General features: G+C 73.0%; 21 protein-coding genes. 10 read left to right on the forward strand and 11 right to left on the reverse strand.

All coding sequences use genetic code 11. From position 1 onward, the window contains the following. Window positions 1-10: 10 nt before the first annotated feature. The 5 genes from GRQ65_RS15355 to GRQ65_RS15375 are packed head-to-tail and all read left to right on the forward strand — an operon-like array spanning window position 11 to window position 1,976. Window positions 11-286, forward strand: a complete 276-nt coding sequence (locus GRQ65_RS15355; protein WP_160878854.1) for a type B 50S ribosomal protein L31 — start codon at window positions 11-13, stop codon at window positions 284-286. Next, on the forward strand, window positions 283-1,359 hold the full coding sequence (locus GRQ65_RS15360) for a GTP-binding protein (RefSeq protein ID WP_337191762.1): 1,077 nt from the start codon (window positions 283-285) through the stop codon (window positions 1,357-1,359). The genes GRQ65_RS15355 and GRQ65_RS15360 overlap by 4 nt, the downstream gene beginning before the upstream one ends. Further along, the gene (rpmF, locus tag GRQ65_RS15365; RefSeq protein ID WP_160878855.1) at window positions 1,359-1,550 is read left to right on the forward strand and encodes a 50S ribosomal protein L32; all 192 of its coding nucleotides are present in this window, start codon (window positions 1,359-1,361) and stop codon (window positions 1,548-1,550) included. Before GRQ65_RS15360 ends, rpmF begins: the two co-directional genes overlap by 1 nt. Next, window positions 1,547-1,669, forward strand: a complete 123-nt coding sequence (gene ykgO / locus GRQ65_RS15370) for a type B 50S ribosomal protein L36 (protein WP_160878856.1) — start codon at window positions 1,547-1,549, stop codon at window positions 1,667-1,669. The genes rpmF and ykgO overlap by 4 nt, the downstream gene beginning before the upstream one ends. 7 nt (window positions 1,670-1,676) lie before the next feature. Then, window positions 1,677-1,976, forward strand: coding sequence for a (2Fe-2S) ferredoxin domain-containing protein (locus GRQ65_RS15375; protein WP_160878857.1), 300 nt, complete (start codon window positions 1,677-1,679; stop codon window positions 1,974-1,976). Window positions 1,977-2,049: 73 nt separating this feature from the next. Here the strand turns inward: GRQ65_RS15375 and GRQ65_RS15380 are convergent, their stop codons facing one another. The 11 genes from GRQ65_RS15380 to GRQ65_RS15430 form a co-directional block, all read right to left on the reverse strand. Continuing rightward, window positions 2,050-3,306 (reverse strand): ammonium transporter, encoded by a 1,257-nt coding sequence (locus GRQ65_RS15380; protein ID WP_160878858.1) that lies wholly within the window; start codon window positions 3,304-3,306, stop codon window positions 2,050-2,052. Window positions 3,307-3,551: 245 nt separating this feature from the next. Further along, on the reverse strand, window positions 3,552-4,784 hold the full coding sequence (locus GRQ65_RS15385) for an allantoate amidohydrolase (protein WP_337191763.1): 1,233 nt from the start codon (window positions 4,782-4,784) through the stop codon (window positions 3,552-3,554). Further along, on the reverse strand, window positions 4,781-5,977 hold the full coding sequence (locus GRQ65_RS15390) for an FAD-dependent oxidoreductase (protein ID WP_160878859.1): 1,197 nt from the start codon (window positions 5,975-5,977) through the stop codon (window positions 4,781-4,783). The genes GRQ65_RS15385 and GRQ65_RS15390 overlap by 4 nt, the downstream gene beginning before the upstream one ends. Beyond that, complete coding sequence (locus GRQ65_RS15395) at window positions 5,974-7,317, reverse strand: FMN-binding glutamate synthase family protein (RefSeq protein WP_160878860.1); 1,344 nt, start codon at window positions 7,315-7,317, stop codon at window positions 5,974-5,976. Before GRQ65_RS15395 ends, GRQ65_RS15390 begins: the two co-directional genes overlap by 4 nt. Before the next feature lie 11 nt (window positions 7,318-7,328). Continuing rightward, window positions 7,329-8,000, reverse strand: a complete 672-nt coding sequence (locus GRQ65_RS15400; RefSeq protein ID WP_160878861.1) for a GltB/FmdC/FwdC-like GXGXG domain-containing protein — start codon at window positions 7,998-8,000, stop codon at window positions 7,329-7,331. After that, entirely contained in the window at window positions 7,997-8,920 is a 924-nt protein-coding gene (locus tag GRQ65_RS15405) for a class II glutamine amidotransferase domain-containing protein (protein WP_160878862.1), read from the reverse strand. The genes GRQ65_RS15400 and GRQ65_RS15405 overlap by 4 nt, the downstream gene beginning before the upstream one ends. Before the next feature lie 35 nt (window positions 8,921-8,955). Further along, complete coding sequence (gene glnT / locus GRQ65_RS15410; protein ID WP_160878863.1) at window positions 8,956-10,248, reverse strand: type III glutamate--ammonia ligase; 1,293 nt, start codon at window positions 10,246-10,248, stop codon at window positions 8,956-8,958. A 317-nt stretch (window positions 10,249-10,565) separates the two neighbouring features. Then, on the reverse strand, window positions 10,566-11,507 hold the full coding sequence (locus GRQ65_RS15415; RefSeq protein ID WP_160878864.1) for an SIS domain-containing protein: 942 nt from the start codon (window positions 11,505-11,507) through the stop codon (window positions 10,566-10,568). Then, window positions 11,504-12,457 carry an aminoglycoside phosphotransferase gene (locus GRQ65_RS15420; protein ID WP_160878865.1) on the reverse strand — a complete coding sequence of 318 codons (954 nt, stop codon included), beginning with the start codon at window positions 12,455-12,457 and terminating at the stop codon, window positions 11,504-11,506. Before GRQ65_RS15420 ends, GRQ65_RS15415 begins: the two co-directional genes overlap by 4 nt. Further along, a complete protein-coding gene (locus GRQ65_RS15425) occupies window positions 12,454-13,776 on the reverse strand; it encodes a nucleotide disphospho-sugar-binding domain-containing protein (RefSeq protein WP_337191764.1) in 1,323 nt (440 codons plus the stop codon). Before GRQ65_RS15425 ends, GRQ65_RS15420 begins: the two co-directional genes overlap by 4 nt. After that, a complete protein-coding gene (locus tag GRQ65_RS15430; protein WP_160878866.1) occupies window positions 13,773-14,420 on the reverse strand; it encodes a TetR/AcrR family transcriptional regulator in 648 nt (215 codons plus the stop codon). The genes GRQ65_RS15425 and GRQ65_RS15430 overlap by 4 nt, the downstream gene beginning before the upstream one ends. A gap of 214 nt (window positions 14,421-14,634) precedes the next feature. Between GRQ65_RS15430 and GRQ65_RS15435 the strand changes: the two genes are divergently transcribed. Genes GRQ65_RS15435 through GRQ65_RS15455 form a run of 5 tightly spaced genes read left to right on the forward strand, consistent with a single transcriptional unit; the run spans window position 14,635 to window position 19,876 of the window. Continuing rightward, entirely contained in the window at window positions 14,635-15,771 is a 1,137-nt protein-coding gene (locus GRQ65_RS15435) for a polyamine ABC transporter substrate-binding protein (RefSeq protein ID WP_160878867.1), read from the forward strand. Further along, a complete protein-coding gene (locus GRQ65_RS15440; RefSeq protein WP_202388162.1) occupies window positions 15,768-16,634 on the forward strand; it encodes an ABC transporter permease subunit in 867 nt (288 codons plus the stop codon). The genes GRQ65_RS15435 and GRQ65_RS15440 overlap by 4 nt, the downstream gene beginning before the upstream one ends. Further along, window positions 16,631-17,437 (forward strand): ABC transporter permease subunit, encoded by an 807-nt coding sequence (locus GRQ65_RS15445; RefSeq protein WP_202388163.1) that lies wholly within the window; start codon window positions 16,631-16,633, stop codon window positions 17,435-17,437. Before GRQ65_RS15440 ends, GRQ65_RS15445 begins: the two co-directional genes overlap by 4 nt. Then, window positions 17,427-18,491: an ABC transporter ATP-binding protein gene (locus GRQ65_RS15450; protein WP_160878868.1), complete on the forward strand. Its 1,065-nt coding sequence runs from the start codon at window positions 17,427-17,429 to the stop codon at window positions 18,489-18,491. The genes GRQ65_RS15445 and GRQ65_RS15450 overlap by 11 nt, the downstream gene beginning before the upstream one ends. Beyond that, window positions 18,488-19,876, forward strand: coding sequence for an NAD(P)/FAD-dependent oxidoreductase (locus GRQ65_RS15455; RefSeq protein ID WP_160878869.1), 1,389 nt, complete (start codon window positions 18,488-18,490; stop codon window positions 19,874-19,876). Before GRQ65_RS15450 ends, GRQ65_RS15455 begins: the two co-directional genes overlap by 4 nt. The last annotated feature ends 48 nt before the right edge of the window (window positions 19,877-19,924 follow it).

The following is a 19,924-nucleotide window of genomic DNA, read 5'->3' on the forward strand; positions in this document are numbered from 1 at the left end:
AGGAGTGCAGGTGAAGCCAGGCATCCATCCGGCGTACGGCGAGGTGGCGTTCCGCGACCGCTCGACCGGCGACGTGCTCGTCACGAGGTCGACGCTCGTCTCCTCGCTCGACCCGACGCACACGGTCGAGGTCGACGGGCGGACCTACCCGGTGCTCGACGTCGACGTGACCCGCCACAGCCATCCGTTCTGGACGGGGCGGGGCCGGGTGCTCGACAGCGAGGGTCGGGTCGAGGCGTTCGAGCGTCGCTACGGACGCGCGGCCGGGAAGCGGGGGTCGTCGTGAGGGTCCCCGTCGTCGTGGTCACCGGCGTCGATCCGGACCCGATGGCCGCGACCGTGGTCGGTCTGCAGTTCGACCTGCCCGCCGCGGTCGCCGTACGGCACCACATCGACGTCGAGCGCCAGGTGCTGACCCGCACGGTGAGCGACGTGAGCGGGGTCCTCGAGCACGTCGAGACCACGCTCGAGCACGCCTGCATCAGCTGCGCGATCCGTGAGGACATCGTGCCGACGGTCGAGCGCCTGGCCCGGCTGCGCCGCTGGCAGAGCGTGCTGGTGCACCTGCCGGTCGGTGCGGAGGCCTACAACCTCTGCAGCGCGCTGAACTGGGACACCCGGCTGGCCCGCCTGCTGCGCGTCTCGGCGGTCGTGACCGCCGTGCGCGCGGGCACGGTCGTCGACGACCTCACCGGTGAGGCGCTCCTCGCCGAGCGCGGCCACCACTGCGCCCGCGACGACCGCCGCGGGGTCGGCGAGGTGCTCGCCGCGATGGTGGAGTACGCCGATGCGGTGGTCTGCGACGGTGTCCCCTCGACCCCGGCGCGGGGCCTGCTGCGGGTGCTGGCCCGCCCCCAGGGCGTCGTCTTCGCCGAAGGCACCCACGAGCTCGACGCGGCACCCCTGGTCGACCGACTGCACGTCCACGCGCGGTCCGACGCGTGGTCGAGCCCGGTGCGCGAGGGCGACCTGCCCCGGCTGGGACCCGAGACCGAGGGTGCGTGGCGCGTCGACCTGCGCTCCTCGCGCGCCTTCCACCCCGAGCGGCTCCTGGAGTCGCTCGAGGTGCTCGGCGGCGGCGCCCACCGCTCGCGCGGCTGCTTCTGGATCCCGACCCGACCGGGCCGGGTCCTCGAGTGGGACGGCGCCGGCGGCCAGCTCAGCATCGGCGACTGGGGCACCTGGCACGGGCGCACCCGGCTCACCCGCATCGTCCTCGCCGGGGTGGGCGTGGCCCCTGCCCGCCTGGCCGACGCCTTCGAGTCCCTGCTGGTCCGGCCGGGGGAGCAGGACGGGCGCTGGTGCACCGTCGAGGACGGCTTCGAGCCGTGGCTCGGCCCGATCGAGGAGGTCGCCTGATGGCCGTCCCCAAGCACCGCACCTCGCGCTCCCGCACCCGCCACCGGCGCAGCCGGTGGAAGGCGCAGGCGCCCGACCTGGTGCCCGTCGTCGTCGACGGACGCACCCACCGGGTGCCCCGCCGGCTCGTGGCCGCGGTGCACGCCGGTCTCGTCGCTCCGACCGTCCACAGGGAAGGAGGTGTCAGGTGAAGGTGCGCAACTCGATCCGCTCGGTGAAGGACCAGCCGGGGTCGCAGGTCGTCCGCCGGCGCGGACGCATCTACGTCATCAACAAGCTGAACCCACGTCTGAAGACGCGCCAGGGATGAGCCAGGGATGAGCGCCGGCCACGACTACGTGCTGGTCTGCGGAGGCGAGCGGTGCGCGGCGCGCACCGACGAGGTGGTCGATGCCTTGCGGGCGGTGGTGCGGGTGGCACCGCACTCGGTGCTGATCCGCACGGCCTGCCTCGGCCCCTGTCGGGGTGCCCAGCAGGAGGGGTGCGAGGTGGCGGTGCAGAGCGTCGACGCCTCCGGACAGGCCCGTCGGCGGCCGCGGAGGGTCGGGACCCGGCTCTCCACGCCCGCCGTCCGCGCGCGCGTGGCGCGGTGGCTGCTGGAGGTCGACCGGCCCTGACGCCAGACCCTGAACGCACCGCGCCCGCCCCGCGTGCAGACACGGGGCGGGCGTGGTGCTGAGGCGGATGAGCTCAGACGAGCTCGTACGCCGGGTCGCGGTGCAGACGGGCGTCGATGCCGGTCTCCTCGTCCTCGGGGGAGATCCGGATGCCCATGGTGGCCTTGAGGATCATCGCGAGGACGAACGAGACGACGAAGGAGTAGGCGAGCACGGCCGCGGCGGCGGCGAGCTGGCGCCAGAACTGGTCGAGGCCGCCGCCGTAGAGCAGGCCCTCGACGCCCTGGACGGTGTCGGCGGAGCCGACGATGCCGATCATCAGGGTGCCGATCACGCCGCCCACGAGGTGGACGCCGACGACGTCGAGCGAGTCGTCGTAGCCGAACCGCTCCTTCATGCCGACCGCGAGCGGGCAGATCGCCCCGGCGACGAGACCGACGAGGATCGCGCCCATCGGGGTCACGTCACCGCAGGACGGGGTGATCGCGACGAGGCCGGTGATGGCGCCCGAGGCGGCGCCGATGCCGGTGACGTGGCCGTCCTTGACCTTCTCGACCGCGAGCCAGGCGAGGGTCGCGGCGCAGGTGGCGAGGAACGACGTGACCATCGCGAACGCCGCGCCGTCGGAGGCGCCGAGCCACGAGCCGCCGTTGAAGGCGTACCAGCCGGCCCACAGCAGGCCGGCACCGAGCAGGGTCAGCGGGACGCTGTGGGGCTTCGGGCCGCGACCGAAGTTCGCCGACTTGCCGAGCACGATGGCGACGGCGAGCGCGGCGGCGCCGGCGTTGATGTGGACCGCGGTGCCACCGGCGAAGTCGAGGGCCCCCAGCGAGTTGGCGATCCAGCCGCCCTTCTCCGACACGACACCGTCGAAGGCGAAGACCCAGTGGGCGACGGGGAAGTAGACGAGCACGGCCCAGAGGGCGGCGAAGACCATCCAGGCGCCGAACTTCATCCGGTCGGCCACGGCGCCCGAGATCAGGGCGACGGTGATGCAGGCGAAGAGCGCCTGGAAGAGCGAGAAGAGCAGGATCGGCAGGCCGCTGTAGCTGGTCTGGTCGGTCGAGCCGTCAGGGCTGAAGAGGCCCGAGCTGCCGAAGAAGTCGGTCGGGTTGCCGAACAGGCCGCCGATCGAGTCGCCGAAGACGACGGAGAACCCGAAGACGAACCACAGCAGCCCGACCACCGCCACCGCGCCGTAGGTCATCATCATCATGTTGACCGAGCTCTTGACGCTCACCATGCCGCCGTAGAAAAGCGCCAGCCCGGGGATCATCAGCGTCAGCCCGATGATGCAGCACAGCATGAAGGCTGTGGTTCCTGTGTCCATGTCCGCTCCTGTGTGAGAGCCCCGGAGGGCTGTTTCGCCACAGCGAACAACGTCTCCTTTTCGGGGGCGCTCGCCGTGCGTGACGGTGGTGTTACGACTAGGGCGTGTCTCCTGAGTCTGCGTGGGAGCAGGCGTGGGGTCGCGCGGAGCTGGCAAGGCGGAGGAGCCCGCCGTGGCGGAGTCACGGCGGGCGACGACAACGCAGTCCAGGTCCGATGCGACGCCGCGCGGGCGACTACGAGGACTCAGGAGACACGCCCTGGGCCCGCGCCGGGTCGAGCCGCGGCAGGGCCGGCCAGCTCGCGCAGCACGTCGACGAGCGCGTCGACGCCGGCCTCGCAGTCGTCCGCCTCGGCGTGCTCGGCGGGGGAGTGCGAGACGCCGGTGGGGTTGCGGACGAAGAGCATCGCGGTCGGCACGCCGTGGGTCGCGAGGACGCCGGCGTCGTGGCCCGCGCCCGTGCCGATGACCGGCACGCCGCCGAGCAGGGCGGCGAGTCGCGCGGCCAGGTCGGGGTCGAAACGGGTGTCGGCGGTGAACGACTCCGTCGTCGCGGCGACGCCGAGGCGCCGCTCGAGCTCGGGCACGAGCGCGCGGACGGCGTCCTCGTCGGGACCGCGGGCGTCGAGCCACCCGGTGACCGACGACGGGATCGCGTTGACCCCGTTGGGCAGCACGGCGACCTTGCCGACGGTGGCCACGCACCCCGTCGCCTCGGCGACCTCTCGCGCGGCGAGGACCAGAGCGGCGAGGTCGAGCATCGGGTCGCGTCGGTCGACCAGCCGCGTCGTGCCGGCGTGGTTGGCCTCGCCCTCGAGGTCGAAGCGCCAGCGCCCGTGCGGCCAGATGGAGGAGCCCACGGCGACGGCGTGCGGTGTGTCGGCGAGGTGCCGGCCCTGTTCGACGTGGAGCTCGACGAACGTCGCCACCCGCGCGAGCGTCTCGTCGTCGCGACCCACCGCGGCCGGGTCGCGCCCGGCGGCCCGCAGGGCCTCGGCGGCGCTCACGCCGTCGGCGTCGCGCAGGCCGAGGGCGTGCTCGGCGCTCATCGCGCCGGTCAGCACCCGTGACCCGGCACAGGCCACGCCGAACCGGGCGCCCTCCTCGTCGACGAAGTTGGCCACCGCGACCGGTCGGGCGGGCTCGAACCCCTCCGCGCGCAGCCGCGCCACGGCGGCGAGCGACGACGCCACGCCGAGCGGGCCGTCGTACGCCCCGCCGTCGGGCACGGAGTCGAGGTGGGAGCCGGTGACCACGCCGGGCCCGTCGGCGTCGGGGTCGCCCCACCACGCCCACTGGTTGCCGACACGGTCCTCGGTGACCTCGAGACCCAGACCGCTCGCGCGGGCCGCGAACCACTCCCGCAGCACGTGGTCGGCCGCGGTCCAGGCGAACCGGCGGTAGCCGCCGGTCTGCGCGGAGCGGCCGACCCGGGCGATCTCGTCGAGCAGCGTGAGCGCACCCGGAGGTGCGCTCACCTCATCTCGCCCGCACCGACGTAGGGGTGCGGGCTGGTGAGCAGGTCACCCTCGGCGAACCGCTCGAGCCGGAAGTCGGAGGCGGGCACGTCGGGGTCGCGGCTGTCACCCTCGAGCACCAGGTCGGCGACGAGCTCGCCCACGGCGGGGCTGATCTTGAAGCCGTGGCCGGCGAACCCGGCGGCCACGACCAGCCCGTCGAGCGCCTCGACCGGGGCGATCACGGGGTTCCAGTCCGGGGCGACGTCGTAGACGCCGGCGTAGGTGTGGGTCACCGACGGGTCGGGGAAGCCGGGGAAGCGGTGGATCAGCTTCTCGGCGTACTTCTCCACGCTCGCGTCGCTGGCGATGTTGGAGTAGTGGTCGGGGTCGACCCACTTCGCCTCCCGCTCGCTGTGGTCGCTGTTGCCGACCAGGAAGTGGCCCGAGCCCTCGACCCGGCAGTACTGCAGGCTGACCAGGTCGGAGACCACCGGGAGGTCGCGCAGCGGCACGCCGGCGTCGACGATCAGCAGCTCGGAGCGGTAGCCCTTCATCGGCAGGTCGACGCCGACCTCGGCGAGCATCGCGCTGGCCCACCACCCGCTGGCGAGCACGACCAGGTCGGCCTCGAGGACCTCGCCCGAGGTGAGCTCGACCCCGGTCACGCGGTCCTCGCGGGTCAGCAGCCGGGCGACCGGCGTGTGCTGGCGGATGCGGGCACCGTGGTCGCGGGCAACCTGGCCGAAGTGGAAGGCGAGCTGCGAGGCGTCGGCGTAGCCGCCGCGACGCTCGTAGCCGACCGCGGCGACGTCGTCGACCTCCATCATCGGCCACATCGCGGCGAACTTGTCGACGTCGATCATCTCGGCCTCGATGCCGAGCTCCTGGTGGGTGGCGATGTTGGCGCGCAGCGCGGCGTCGTTCTCGGGGCCGACGAGCACGCCGTAGCCGACCTGGCGGAAGCCGACCTCGTCGCCGAGCTCCTCGATCAGCGGCAGGCTGCGCCAGGCCATGGCGGCCAGCGACGGCACGCCGTAGTGCGCGCGCACGATGCCGCTCGACTTGCCGGTGCCGCCGCCGGCGAGCTGGGCGCGCTCGACGACGAGCACGTCGGTGAGCCCGCGCAGGGTCAGGGAGCGGGCGATGGCGAGCCCGATCAGGCCGCCGCCGACCACGATCGCGGACCTGGGGGTGCCGCTGGGCGCGTTCACGCGGTCACCCCCGGGATCCAGCTGGTGCCGGCGAGCGGCACACGGGCCATCGCGGCCGCCTCGAGGCTGACCGCGACCATGTCCTCGGGCTCGAGGTGGGTGACGTGGGCCTTGCCGCAGGCCCGCGCGATCGTCTGGGCCTCCATGGTCAGCACGCGCAGGTAGTTGGCGAGCAGCCGGCCGCCCTCGACCGGGTCGAGCGCCGCCTGCAGCTCCGGGTCCTGCGTGGTGATGCCGGCCGGGTCCTGGCCGTCCTGGAAGTCGTCGTAGCAGCCGGCGGCCGAGCCGAGGGCCTCGTACGCCGCCGCGTGGCGCGGGTGGTTGTCACCCAGCGCGATGAGCGCGGCGGTGCCCACGGCGACGGCGTCCGCGCCGAGCGCCAGGCACTTCGCGACGTCGGCGCCGTTGCGGATGCCGCCTGAGACGATCAGCTGCACGCCGTCCGGCTTCTTGTGCACACCGAGCTCCTGCAGTGCCTGCACGGCCTGCGGGACGGCGGCCAGCGTCGGGATGCCGACGTGCTCGATGAACACCTCCTGGGTGGCGGCGGTGCCGCCCTGCATGCCGTCGACGACCACGACGTCGGCGCCGGCGTGCACGGCCAGCTTGACGTCGTAGTAGACGCGCGAGGCGCCGACCTTGACGTAGATCGGCTTCTCCCAGTCGGTGATCTCGCGCAGCTCGGCGATCTTGATGGTGAGGTCGTCGGGTCCGGTCCAGTCGGGGTGGCGCGAGGCCGAGCGCTGGTCGATGCCGGCGGGCAGGTCGCGCATCCCGGCGACGCGCTCGGAGACCTTCTGGCCGAGCAGCATGCCGCCGCCGCCGGGCTTGGCGCCCTGGCCGAGGACGATCTCGATGGCGTCGGCGCGGCGCAGGTCGTCGGGGTCCATGCCGTAGCGGTTGGGGAGGTACTGGTAGACGAGCGTCTTGGAGTGCCCGCGCTCCTCGGGGGTCATGCCGCCGTCGCCTGTGGTGCTCGAGGTGCCGACGGCCGAGACCGCGCGACCGATCGCCTCCTTGGCGTTCGCCCCGAGCGCGCCGAAGCTCATGCCCGCGACGGTCACCGGGATGTCGATGGTGACGGGGTACTTCGCGTGGCGGGCCCCGAGCACCACCTCGGTGCCGCAGCGCTCGCGGTAGCCCTCGAGGGGGTAGCGGCTCATCGACGCGCCCAGGAACAGCAGGTCGTCGAAGTGGGGGAGCGCCCGCTTGGCGCCCCAGCCGCGGATGTCGTAGATGCCGGTCTCGGCGGCGCGCTGGATGGCCGCGATCGTGGTGCGGTCGAAGGTGGCGGACTCGCGCAGCCCGCGCTGCGCCCGCTCTTCTGCGGAGAGGGTCATGTCGTGGCGCCTCAGTACTCGTTGTCGTGGGTGAAGTGGTAGAGCGTGCGCGCCGAGCCGTAGCGGCGGTACGCCGTGAGGTCGTCGTCCTCGTGGCCGGCGGCCTTGAGCAGGCCGGCGAGCTCCTCGAGGTGCTCCTCGCGCATCTCCTTCTCGACGCAGTCCGCGCCGAGCGAGCGGGCGGTGCCGCGCAGGTAGATGCGGGCCTCGTAGATCGAGTCGCCGAGCGCCTCGCCCGCGTCGCCGCGGATCACGAGCCGGCCCCGCTGGGCCATGAAGGCGCTCATGTGGCCGACCGAGCCGCCGATCACGATGTCGATGCCCTTCATCGAGATGCCGCACCGTGCCGCGGCGTCGCCGTCGACGATCAGCATCCCGCCCCGCCCGGTCGCGCCGGCCGACTGCGAGGCGCTGCCGGTGACGTGGACGGTGCCGCTCATCATGTTCTCGGCGACCCCCGTGCCGGCGTTGCCGTGCACCGTGATCTCGGCCTGCTGGTTCATCCCGGCCGCGTAGTAGCCGACGTGGCCCTCGATCGTGATCTTCACCGGGGCGTCGACGCCGACGGCGACGTTGTGCGCGCCGGCGGGGCGGGTGATCACGTGCGCGCCGGACAGGCCCTCGGCGTGCAGTGCGGTGTTGACCTCGCGCAGCGGGGTCGTGCTCAGGTCGTAGGTGGTCATGCGAGGGCCGCCTCTCGGGTCGTCTCTCGGGTCCAGGCGTAGACGGTCTCGGGCTCGGGCTCCCAGATGCGGGCGTTCTCGACCCCGGGCAGGTGGGCCAGCGCGCGGTACTCCGAGGCCATCGCCACCCAGGCGTCGGTCTCGGCGATGACCGCCGGCTTGCAGGCGATCGCGTCGCGCACGACGGCGAAGGAGTCGCGGTTCGAGACCAGCAGCGTGTAGAAGCCGTCGAAGGTGCGGGTCACGTCGGTGAGCGCCTCCTCGACGTCCGCCCCGGCGGCGAGCCGGTCGGCGACGAAGCGGGCGGCGACCTCGGTGTCGTTCTCGGAGTCGAAGGCCACCCCCGCGGCGCGCAGCTCGCGGCGGATCGTGGCGTGGTTGGAGAAGGAGCCGTTGTGGACCATGCACTGGTCCGGGCCCACGGCGTAGGGGTGGGCGCCGGCGGGGGTCACCGCAGACTCGGTGGCCATCCGGGTGTGGCCCACGCCCTGCCAGCCCTGCGCCCCGGCCAGGCCCCAGCGGGCGGCGAGGTCGGTGGGCGTGCCGACGCCCTTGAGCACCGCCAGGTCGACGCCGAAGCCGCCGACCAGCACGTGGGGGTACGCCGAGCGCGCGGCGGCCAGCAGCACCTCCGGGTCGGCCTCCGCGCTGAGCAGGTAGGTCACGTCGCGCACGAGCACCGCGACCGGCGTGCCGAGCGTGGCGCTCAGGGTGGCGGCGACCTCCTCGGGCGAGGCGTCGGGCTCGACGAGCGAGACCGTGCTGTGCCCGGGCGGCGACCACGTCGGGTCGCCGTACACCGCGATGCCGGCGGAGTCGGCGCCCCGGTCCTGCATCTCGCACAGCATCCCGGCGAGCAGCTCGCCGAGGTGGGGGTGGAGCTCGGGGCTGCGCAGGTGCAGCCCGACGATTCCGCACATGGTGTCTGTCTCTCTCGGGTCGTGTGGGTCGTGGGTCAGAAGGCGGTGAGGTAGCGCTCGGTCTCCCAGGGGGAGACGGAGCTGTGCCAGTCGAAGAACTCCTGGCGCTTGAGGCCGGCGAAGTACTCCGCGACCCCGCTGCCGGCCGCGTCGAGCGCGCCGATGAGCACCTTGTCCTCCTCGAGCGCCTCGACGGCGTGGAGCAGCGTCAGCGGCAGCGCCCCTGCGGGGCCGCTGCCGAGGGGGCCGGGGTCAGCGCCACGCTCGACGCCGTCGAGCCCGGCCGCGAGCAGTCCGGCGATCGCGAGGTAGGGGTTCGCGGAGCCGTCGCCGCCGCGCACCTCGATGCGGGTGCTGTCGGGGATGCGGATGTAGTGCGTGCGGTCGTTGCCGCCGTACGTCGGCGTGCGGGGCGCCCAGGTCGCGCCGCTCGCGCTGGAGGCGGTGACGCCGGTGCGCTTGTAGGAGTTGACCGTCGGCGCGATGACCGACTGCAGCGCGCAGGCGTGGTCGAGGATGCCCGCGACGAAGGACTTGGCCAGCGGCGAGACGTCGCCGTCCTCGCCGACGAAGACCTTGTCCTCGCCCTGGGTGAGCGACATGTGCAGGTGCAGCCCCGAGCCGGTGCGGTCGGTGAACGGCTTGGGCATGAAGGTCGCGACCATGTCGCGCTCGGCCGCCATCACCGAGAGCAGGTAGCGCAGCGTGATGACGCGGTCGGCGGTGGTGAGGGCGTCGGCGTACTCGAAGTTCTGCTCGAACTGACCGTTGCCGTCCTCGTGGTCGTTGGCGTAGTTGCCCCAGCCGAGGCTGTTCATCGCCGTGCTGATCGAGGTGAGGTGGTCGTACATCCGGAAGACACCGCGAGCGTCGTAGCAGGGCTGCGCGGCGGTGTCGTGCGGGTCGGCGGTGACGAGGCGGCCCTCGGCGTCGCGGCGGAGCAGGAAGTACTCGACCTCGGCGCCCACCCAGGTGTCGAAGCCGTGCTCGGCGGCCCTCTCCAGCGCGGCCTTGAGGATGACGCGCGGGGCGAACGGCCAGGGCTTGCCCTCGACGTGCGGGTCGCAGTGGACGAGCGCGAGCCCTTCCTTGACGAACGGGATCGGCGTGAACGACGCGACGTCGGGCATCGCCATGATGTCGGGGTCCTTGGGCTGCTGGCCCATCGCGCCCACGGCGTAGCCGGCGAAGCCGACGCCCTCGGAGGCCAGCTGCTCCACCGCCTCGACCGGCACCAGCTTGGCACAGGGCTTGCCGTTGAGATCCACGAACAGGGCGAGGATGAACTTCGTCCCCGAGGCCTGGGCCAGTTCGGCGAGTGGTGACATCTGCTCTTCCAATCCACTGTCGGTGTTCACTGTCTCCGCTCAGTGAACACCGGGATTGTTGCAGACGCATGACGCCACCGTCAGAGGGGTGTTGCGGCGGACGAGCCGTCACCGGTGGTCGAGGAAGGACGACGTCCTGTCTCGGAACCACTGTCGTGGTGAGGGTGGTTTCGAGACGGTCGCCAGCGCGACCTCCTCAACCACCGCCATCGACGGTCGCCAGCGCGACCTCCTCGCCACCGGCGTGATCGAGCCGCCGCCGGTGGTTGAGGAAGGACGAAGTCGTGTCTCGAAACCGCTCTCGCGGTCGGGGCAGGTCAGCCCTGGGCCACCCACGCCCGGGCGGCGACGAGCTCGCAGACGAGCGTCTCGGTGAGCAGGCGGACGTCGTCGTCCTCGTCGTGGGGGTAGCGCAGCTCCTGGGTGGCGCCGGGGACGGTGCCGCCGAGGGCGACGACGGTGCTGCCGCGCTGGGTGGTCCAGTCGATCAGCTGGGGCTCCCAGGGCGAGCCCGCGAGCAGGAGCATGCGGTAGTCGGTGGTCTTGGTGAGGTAGACGTCGACGTGGCTCCAGTCGCCGGTCTCGCAGCCGACGGCGGGCAGGCGGGGGCCCTCGCGCAGCATCAGGGTCGACTGCTGTGCCGACGACAGGCGTCGGGCGGGAGCGACGACGTGGGTGCCGCTCGGGCCGAGCAGCAGCTCGTCGAGGCGGGGCCGCCAGGTGCCCTCGGTGTCGAGGAGGTGCTCGGAGGCAGCAGCCACCTCGGCGAGCGGTACGGCGCGGCCGCCGGTCAGGTGCCGCTCGAGCTCGAGCAGCAGAGCGAGCGTGTGCTGGAACGACCGGCAGGCGACCCCGCCGCGCTCCTCGCCGGCCTCCATCCAGACGGTGCGCTCGGCGAGCCCGGTCAGCGCTCCCTCGCGGTTGGCGACGGCCACGACCGACGTCGCACCGGCCCCACGGATGCGCTCGACCGCGTCGAGGGTCTCGGCGGAGCCGGCCGAGGCCGACACGGCCAGCACCAGGTCGTCGGGGCGGGGCCGGGGGAGCAGGTCGCTGCTGGCGAGCTCCGCGACCGCGTCGAGACCGGCGGTGCGCAGCCGCGCGGCGGCGACGGCGTTGGCGTAGTGCGACGACCCCATCCCGAGCAGCACGATCCGCCCGGGCGGCCGCTCGAGCCACTCCCAGGAGCCCTCGACGCTCAGGGCGCGCAGGTGGTCGGGTTTGGCCTGCAGGTCGCGCAGGAACTCCTCGGGCTTCACAGTCGTCCTCTCCGCCGCAGCGCGGCCTCCGGCACGTAGCGCCAGCGGGGCAGGTGCGCCTCCGCGTAGGCCAGCTCGCGCTCGATCTGCTCGTCGACGTACGCCGGGAGCAGGGTCTCGTCGAGCAGGTGTCCCGCCCGCGGACGGTACGCCGCCAGGAACTCGCCCTGGACCTCCTCGGTCCACGCGACCACCGGCTCCTCGGGCACGGCCGGGGCGTGGTGGCGCACCACGTGCCCGACGTTCTCGAGCGAGAGCAGCATCCCCGCGACGTCGTAGGCCGCGGGGTGGTGCGCGACCCGCTCGGCCGCGCTCAGGGTGGGGTTGCCGTCGAAGTCGACGACGCGCAGGGCCTCGTCGTCGCCGCGCAGCACCTGGCCGACGTGGTAGTCGCCGTGGACGGCGACGAGGTGGGACCCGGGGTCGGTCAGGGCCAGGTGCATCGCGGCGGTGACCCGGCCGAGCTCGGCGGCGAAGGGGCGCGCCGCCCCGTCGTCGACGCCGACCGCGACGCGCGCCTCGTGCAGGCACCAGGTCCACCCGTCGCTCGCGCCGGGCACGAGGTCGGCGGCGGTCACGACCGGCACCCAGTCGCCGTCGGGCGTGCACCACTCCAGCGACCACCAGGCGGCCGGCATGTGGGAGAACTCCGCCGCGACCAGGCGGCGCAGCCGCTCGGGTGCGGGGTGGGGGCCGACCAGGGGTCCGGTCTGCCACTTCACGACGACCTGCTCGCCCACGACGACCGAGTGGTTGGTCTGGTCGACGTCGACCGGCCGCTCCGGGCCGTCGACGGCGACCGCCGGTCGCGTGCCGGGGCCCCACCGCCAACCCTCCGGCAACGGGTCGCCGTCGGCGGCCAGTGCGAGCAGCCGGCGGCTCGGCTCCGGCCCGACCGCTCGCGCGGCGACGGCTCCGTCGAGGTCGACGAGCTCGAGCGGCAGGCTCACGAGGTCCGGGAGGCGAGGTGCTCCAGCCCGACGCGCTCGATGACGTCGGCGCCGACGCGCAGGCCGTCGCGGGCGCGGATGGCCTCGCCGGCCGCGGCTGCGCGCTCGCGCAGAGCCGTGTCGGCCAGCAGCTCCTCGACGGCACCGAGCAGCTCGTCGTCGGTGAAGCCGTACGTCGACAGGCGGCGGCCGTAGCCGGTCTCGTGCACCCGCTGGGCGTTGTCGTACTGGTCCCAGAACAGCGGCAGCACGATCATCGGCTTGCCGAAGTGCATCGCCTCGGTCGTCGTGTTGTTGCCCCCGTGGGTGATGACGAGGTCGACGTGGGGGACGACCTTGGTCTGCGGCACGATCGCGGCCCCGACCATGCCGTCGCCGAGCCGGATCTCGTCGGCGCGCGGACCCATGCTCACCACGACCCGGTGCTCGGTCGTCGCCAGCACGTCGATCAGCCGCTGCAGCAGCGCGATGTCCGCGCCGCCGAGCGAGCCGAGGGAGAGGTAGACCAGCCCGGCGCCCTCGGGGCGGTCTGCGAACTCCGCCGGCACCTCCCACTCCGCGTCGGTCTCGCGCACGCTGGAGTCCATCCGGTGCCACGTGTCGTCGAGGGGTCGGTCGTCGACGTAGTCGAGCTCGGCCGGGTAGACGTAGAGGTTGGCGGCCTCGGAGGTGTGGATGAAGTCGCGCGGCGCCAGCGGGGCAGCGCCCTGCTCCTGCACCCAGGCGTCGAAGTCGGCCCAGGTCTCGCCGTGGGTGCGGTCGAACTCCTCGAGGAAGTCGGCCCAGCGCTCCGGCTCGGCGGCGGCGTAGCCGGAGAACGTCGGTGCGACCCCCTCGCCGCGGACCTCGAGCGGGTTGCACGACACGATCCGCACGAACGGCGCACCGGAGGTCACCAGGGCGGGGAACGCCACGACGTTGTCCTCGACGAGGACGTCGGGTCGGTGCTCCTCGATGATCGCCCGCAGCTGCGGCTCGACGTACTTCGCGCCGTCGACGAGCGCCTGGTAGGTCGGCTGCACGAACGTCGAGAGCTGCTCGATCGTCGGCTTGCGGAACTCCGGCGCGGTCTCGGCGATGAAGTCGATCCAGAACTGCCCGGCGGCCTCCTCCTGTTCCGTCTCCTCGGCGGGCTCGGCGAGGTCGACGAGCGCCTCGACGAAGCCGAGCGGGGCGAGCTGGCCCTCCCAGGAGCGCTCGGCGGCGAAGACGACCGTGTGGCCGCGGTCGAGCAGCACCTTGCCGATGCCGATGCACTGGTTGGTCGGTCCGTGCGCGGACTCGGGCATGAACAGGACGGTCAGCTTCTGGTCGGTCACGAGACGGGCTCTCCCTCTGCTGAGGCGGGGTCGGACGTGGTGGAGGAGGTGGGCAGCGGGTGGCCGGTGGCGACCCGGGCGACGGCGAGGATCAGCTCGGCGGCCGTCTCGCTGTCGATGCTGGGGTGGCGCGCGACGATGCGGTAGCCGTAGGCGTCCTCGAGGGCGACGAGGTTGCGCGCGATGGTGCGGGCGTCGTCGGTGAGCGTGAAGATCCCGCGGGCGACGCCCTGGGCGAGGACGACCTCGTACATCGCGACCTGCCGGTCGTAGAGCGAGGTGAGCAGCGCGGCGTAGACCGGCTGGCGGCCGGCGGCGCCACCGAGCTCGCAGAGCAGCCGCACCGAGGCGTCGTCGCCGTCGACGGGGAGCCCGGAGCGCACGGTGGCGACCAGCTTCTCGGCCGGGTCGTCGAGCTCGGCGAGCGCGGCGACACGGTGGTCGTAGAAGCGTTCCATGCCGGCCCGGTTGGCCTCGAGCAGCAGCGCCTGGACGTCCGGGAAGTGGTAGAGCACCGCGCCGGAGGTGAGGCCCGCGGCCTCGGCGACGTGCACGAGCTTGGCGTCGGCGCCGTGCTCGAGCATCGCGCGCTGCGCCGCGCCCACGAGCGCCTCGCGCCGTGCCTGCCTGCCGGCCCTGACCATGCTCGTCCTGCCTCTCCCGACCCCGGGTCGTCCTGGTCGCCCGGGTCGGGGCACAGCGTGGCACGACTCGGCGCTCGTGAGAAGGGTTGTTGAAGACGCGTTCAGTGACGGCCGTGTTTCGACGTCATTGCGCGGATTTTGGGCCTTGCGCGTTTTTGAACGTGCGTGCAAAGTTGGCGCCCATCACCCGACTCGGGCCAGCCCAGGAGACGACATGGCACGCACCCGCACCCCTGCCCGCCGCACCCTCGCCCGCCGCGCCGCGATCGGCGCCGGCACCCTGATCGGCGCCGCGGCGCTGGCCGCCTGCGGTGGTGGCGAGGAGGCCGGCGGGGGCGCCGAGGCCTCCGACCTCGACGCCTCGGCCGACCTGTCGAAGCAGTCGATCACCGTCTCGAACTGGTCGGGCTACATGGCCGACGACATCGCCGAGCAGTTCCAGGCGGCGACGGGCGCGACCATGAAGTCCACCGAGCACGCCACCAACGAGGAGGTGATGGCCAAGCTGACCGCCGGCGGCGACTCCGGCATCGACGTCGCCTTCGTCTCGGGCCAGTACGCCCAGGCGCTCAACGAGGCCGGCCTGCTCGAGCCGATCCACGCCGACCTCGTCCCCAACCTCACCAACCTCTACCCCCAGGCGACCCAGCTGGCCTACGACGAGGGCAACGAGTACTCCGTGCCCTACACCTGGGGCACCACCGGCATCTGCTACCGCTCCGACCTGGTCTCCGAGGCGCCGACGTCGTGGAACGACATCCTCGACCCCGACCCGGCGTACGACGGCAAGGTCACGATGCTCTCGACCGAGCGCTGGCTGGCGCTGCCCGCGCAGAAGGCGCTGGGCTACTCCGTCAACACCACCGACGACGGTGAGATCGCCGAGATGGAGAAGAAGCTCGTCGAGGCCAAGAAGCACCTGCTCGGCTACGACGACACGACGTTCTACGAGAAGCTCATCTCCGGCGAGGCCGTCATGGCCGAGGCGTGGGACGGCTGGTGCGGCTACGGCACCGCCGAGAACCCCGACATCAAGTTCGTCGTGCCCGACGAGGGCAGCGACCTGTGGGCCGACACGATGGTCGTGCTGAAGGACTCCGAGGACAAGGAGGCGGCCTTCGCCTTCGTCAACATGATGCTCGAGCCCGAGGTGCACGCCTGGGTGACCGAGAACGTCTACTACAACGTGCCGAACGAGAAGGCCGAGGCGCTCGTCCCGGCCGAGCTCAAGCAGCAGTTCCCGCAGCTCGACGTCACCCCCGACCAGCTCGCCGAGGGCGAGAGCCTCGTCGACCTCGGCCAGGACAGCACGAAGTACACCGACCTCACCACGGACGTCACGGCCTCGTGACCACGGTGACCCGGGGACGCCGCGCCGCGGGCGCGGCGTTCCTCGGCCCCGGCCTGCTCTTCACGGCGGTCTTCGTCGCCGTGCCGGTGCTGCTCGTCATGAGCTACACCGTCTTCCAGCGCGGCCGGTTCGGCGGGATCGTCTACACGTTCGGGTTCGACAACTTCTCCCGGGCGCTGGAGCCGACGTTCCGCTCGGTGCTCGTGAGCTCGGTCGTCACCGCGGCCGCCGCGACCGCGATCGCGCTGGCGATCGGCTACCCCGTGGCCTACGCGATCGCCCGGCTGCCGGAGCGGTGGCGCTCGATCGCGCTGGTGCTGGTCGTCATCCCGTTCTGGACCAACTTCCTGATCCGCACCTACGCCTGGACCGTGCTGTTGAACACCCAGGGCGTGCTCAACGACGCGCTGGTCGGTGCCGGGCTCATCGACGACCGGCTCGACCTGCTCTACACCCGCGGCGCGGTCGTCGCCGGGCTCGTCTACGTCTACCTCCCGCTGATGGTGCTGCCGATCTACGCCTCCGTGGCGCGGCTCGACCGCGAGCTGGGGGAGGCCTCGGCGGACCTCGGGGCGAGCCGCCTGACCGGCTTCCTGCGGGTGACGCTGCCGCTGTCGCTGCCCGGGGTCGTGACCGGCTGCATCTTCGTCTTCGTGCCCAGCCTGGGGAACTTCGTCGTGCCCGAGCTGCTGGGCGGTGGCAAGACCGTGATGGTCGGCAACCTCGTGCGCGACCAGTTCCTCAAGGCGCGCGACTGGCCCTTCGGCGCCACGCTCGCGCTGTTCGTGGTCGTGCTGCTGCTCGTGCTCTTCGCCCTGCAGTCGGTGGTCAGCCGGCGCTACTCCGTCGAGGCCCGCCGGTGAGCGCGCGCCCGCGCGGCGCCGCGAAGCAGGGGCCGGGGCTGCTCTGGATCCCGCTGCTCGGCTGCTTCGCCTTCCTCTACCTGCCGATCCTCGTCGTGGTCGTGCTGTCCTTCAACAGCGGCCGCTCCGCGCTCAACCTGCAGGGCCTCTCGCTGCGGTGGTACGCCGAGGTCTTCCGCGACGGCGACCTCGGCCACGCCCTGGTCAACACCCTGCTCGTCGCCACCGGCACGATGGTCGTCTCGACCGTGCTCGGCACGATGCTGGCCGTCGGCCTGGTGCGCCACGCCCGCTCGACGGCGCTCGACGCCTTCGCGATGACCCCCGCGATCCTGCCCGACCTGGTGCTGGCGATCGGGCTGCTGTCGTTCTTCAGCTGGGCCGGCATCAGCCTGGGGCTGGGGACCGTGATGGTCGCCCACACGGCGTTCGGCACGGCGTTCGTCGTCGCGGTGGTGCGGGCACGGCTCGTGCAGCTCGACGGCTCGCTCGAGGAGGCCTCGCAGGACCTCGGCGCCGGGTGGCTCTCGACGTTCGTGCGGGTGACCCTGCCCTCGATCGCCCCCGCGGTGCTCGCCGGCGCGCTGCTCAGCTTCACGCTCTCGGTCGACGAGTTCGTCATCGCCTTCTTCACCAACGGGCCGGACAGCCCGACCCTGCCCATCGAGATCTACTCGCGGGTCCGCTTCGGCGTGACGCCCGAGATCAACGCGCTGGCCACCCTGCTGCTGCTCGTCAGCGTCGTGGCGGTCGTGGCCGGCGCCCTCGCCCTGCGACGGACGGAGACCATCGATGACGACTGAGCCGACCGGTGCCACCGAGCCCCTCCTGCGGGTCCGCGGCCTCACCGCGGCGTACGGCGACGTGCAGGCGCTGCGCGGCGTCGACCTCGACATCGGCGACCGCGAGTTCTTCGCCCTCCTCGGTCCCTCGGGCTGCGGCAAGAGCACGCTGCTGCGCTCGCTCGCCGGCTTCGAGCAGCCCGCGTCGGGCACGGTGGAGCTCGCCGGGGAGGACCTGCTGGCCCAGCCGGCGCACCGGCGACCGGTCAACATGATGTTCCAGTCCTACGCGCTGTTCCCGCACCTCACGGTCGAGCGCAACGTCGGCTACGGCCCCGCCCGCGCCGGGTTGCCCAAGGCCGAGATCGCCCAGCGGGTCGCCGAGGTGCTGCGCACCGTCGGTCTCGAGGGCCTCGGCAAGCGCCGCCCGAGCCAGCTCTCCGGCGGTCAGCGCCAGCGGGTCGCGCTCGCCCGCGCGATCGTCAACCGGCCGCGGCTGCTGCTGCTCGACGAGCCGCTCTCGGCTCTCGACCGCAACGTCCGTGCCCAGATGCAGCTCGAGCTCAAGCGGCTGCAGCACGAGGTCGGCATCGCCTTCGTCGTCGTCACCCACGACCAGGACGAGGCGCTGTCGATGGCCGATCGCGTCGCGGTGATGAACGACGGCCTCGTCCAGCAGGTCGCTGCGCCCGAGGAGCTCTACCGCGCCCCGGCCAACCGCTTCGTCGCCGAGTTCATCGGCCGCAGCAACGTCTTCGAGGGCGCCGCCGGCCCCGACGGCCTGACGGTCGGTGGTCGACTGCTGCCCGGCCACGGCACCGGCTCGTTCCTCGTCGTCCGGCCCGAGGACGTCGTCGTGACCCCCCGCGGCACCGGCGCCGGTGCCGTCCTCTCGGGGCGCGTGCTCGAGACGCAGTTCAGCGGCGGCAGCACCGCCATCGCGGTGGCCGCCGACGGCGTCGCCACCGCCTCAGGACAGCCGCTCGTCATCACGCAGGCCGGGGTGCCGAGCGTCCAGCGCGGTGCCGAGGTCGACCTCAGCTGGAGCCCCGACGCGGCGCGGATCGTGGCATGAGCAGCACCCTGCGCGGGCCCGGCCGCACCGACCCGCTCGCCGACGCCCGGCCCACGTCGTACTGGCACGACCTGCACGACCTCGCGCCCACCACCGCGCCCGTCGAGGGCGAGCTCGAAGCCGACCTCGTCGTCGTCGGCGCCGGCTTCACAGGCCTCTGGGCCGCGCTCGAGGCCAAGCGTCGCGACCCCGGCCGCGACGTGGTGCTCCTCGACTCCGAGCACGTCGGCTTCGGCGCGACCGGTCGCAACGGTGGCTTCATCTCCGACTCGGTGACCCACGGCCTGGCCCACGGCCTCGCGCTGTGGCCCGACGAGATGGCCGACCTGCTCGAGGTCGGGCGCCGCAACCTCGCCGACCTCGCCGCCGACGTCGAGGCCGCCGGCATCGACGCCGGGCTGCACCTGGTCGGCAAGAGCGTCGTCGCCACCACCGAGCACAGCGCCCGCGCGATGGCCCCGCTCGCCGCCGCCCTGCGCGAGCACGGCGAGGACGCCGAGGTGCTCGACGCCGAGGCCGTCCGCGCCGACGTCGACTCGCCGACCTACCTCGCCGGCGTCCGCGTGCGCACCGGCGGCGGCCTGCTCGACCCGGTGGCCCTCGCCCTCGGCCTGCGCGACCGCGCGGTCGCGCTCGGCGTACGCCTCCACGAGCGCACACCGGTGCGCCGCCTCGACTCCGGGGCGCTGCTGACCCCGGGCGGCCGGGTGCGGGCGCGCCAGGTCGTGCTCGCGACCAACGCCTTCCGCAGCCCGGTGCGCCGCCTGCGCAAGTACGTCGTGCCCGTCTACGACCACGTCCTCGTCAGCGAGCCGCTGTCGGCCGAGCAGTGGGACCGCATCGGCTGGCGCGAGCGGCAGGGCATGACCGACGCGGGCAACCAGTTCCACTACTACCGCCCGCTCGACGACGGCCGCATCCTGTTCGGCGGCTACGACGCGATCTACTACTACGGCTCGCGCACCGACGCCGCCCGCGAGCAGCGCGACGCCTCGCACCGGCTGCTCGCGCGCCACTTCCACGAGACGTTCCCGCAGCTCGAGGACGTCGGGTTCAGCCACCGCTGGGCCGGGCTGATCGACACCTCCAGCCGCTTCACGCCGTACGTCGGCACGGACCGCGGCCGCCGGGTCGGCCACGCCCTCGGGTTCACCGGGCTCGGCGTGGCCTACAGCCGGCTCGCTGCGCACAGCGTGCTCGACGCCCTCGACGGGGCGACCCTGCCGGCCCACCTCGGCGCGCGCCCGGTGCCGTTCCCGCCGGAGCCGGTGCGCTACCTCGGCGTGCAGACGACCCGCGCCGCCCTGGCCCGCGAGGACCGCACCGGTCGCCGCGGGCTGTGGCTGCGCACCCTCGACCACTTCGGCGTCGGCTTCAACTCCTAGGAGGGTGCTGATCAATGGGGCTGACGCCGCCCCTTGCCATTGATCAGC

It is taken from the genome of Nocardioides flavescens (assembly GCF_009823805.1).
GTDB classification, from domain to species: Bacteria; Actinomycetota; Actinomycetes; order Propionibacteriales; family Nocardioidaceae; genus Nocardioides; species Nocardioides flavescens.

Excerpts from the sequence above, each read along its gene's own strand:
- GRQ65_RS15450 (WP_160878868.1), top strand. The coding sequence starts at position 17,427 with ATGACGACTGAGCCGACCGGTGCCACCGAGCCCCTCCTGCGGGTCCGC.
- GRQ65_RS15405 (WP_160878862.1), bottom strand. The coding sequence starts at position 8,920 with ATGTGCGGAATCGTCGGGCTGCACCTGCGCAGCCCCGAGCTCCACCCC.
- glnT (WP_160878863.1), bottom strand. The coding sequence starts at position 10,248 with ATGTCACCACTCGCCGAACTGGCCCAGGCCTCGGGGACGAAGTTCATC.
- GRQ65_RS15435 (WP_160878867.1), top strand. The coding sequence starts at position 14,635 with ATGGCACGCACCCGCACCCCTGCCCGCCGCACCCTCGCCCGCCGCGCC.
- GRQ65_RS15395 (WP_160878860.1), bottom strand. The coding sequence starts at position 7,317 with ATGACCCTCTCCGCAGAAGAGCGGGCGCAGCGCGGGCTGCGCGAGTCC.
- GRQ65_RS15430 (WP_160878866.1), bottom strand. The coding sequence starts at position 14,420 with ATGGTCAGGGCCGGCAGGCAGGCACGGCGCGAGGCGCTCGTGGGCGCG.
- GRQ65_RS15380 (WP_160878858.1), bottom strand. The coding sequence starts at position 3,306 with ATGGACACAGGAACCACAGCCTTCATGCTGTGCTGCATCATCGGGCTG.
- GRQ65_RS15400 (WP_160878861.1), bottom strand. The coding sequence starts at position 8,000 with ATGACCACCTACGACCTGAGCACGACCCCGCTGCGCGAGGTCAACACC.
- GRQ65_RS15375 (WP_160878857.1), top strand. The coding sequence starts at position 1,677 with ATGAGCGCCGGCCACGACTACGTGCTGGTCTGCGGAGGCGAGCGGTGC.
- GRQ65_RS15455 (WP_160878869.1), top strand. The coding sequence starts at position 18,488 with ATGAGCAGCACCCTGCGCGGGCCCGGCCGCACCGACCCGCTCGCCGAC.
- rpmF (WP_160878855.1), top strand. The coding sequence starts at position 1,359 with ATGGCCGTCCCCAAGCACCGCACCTCGCGCTCCCGCACCCGCCACCGG.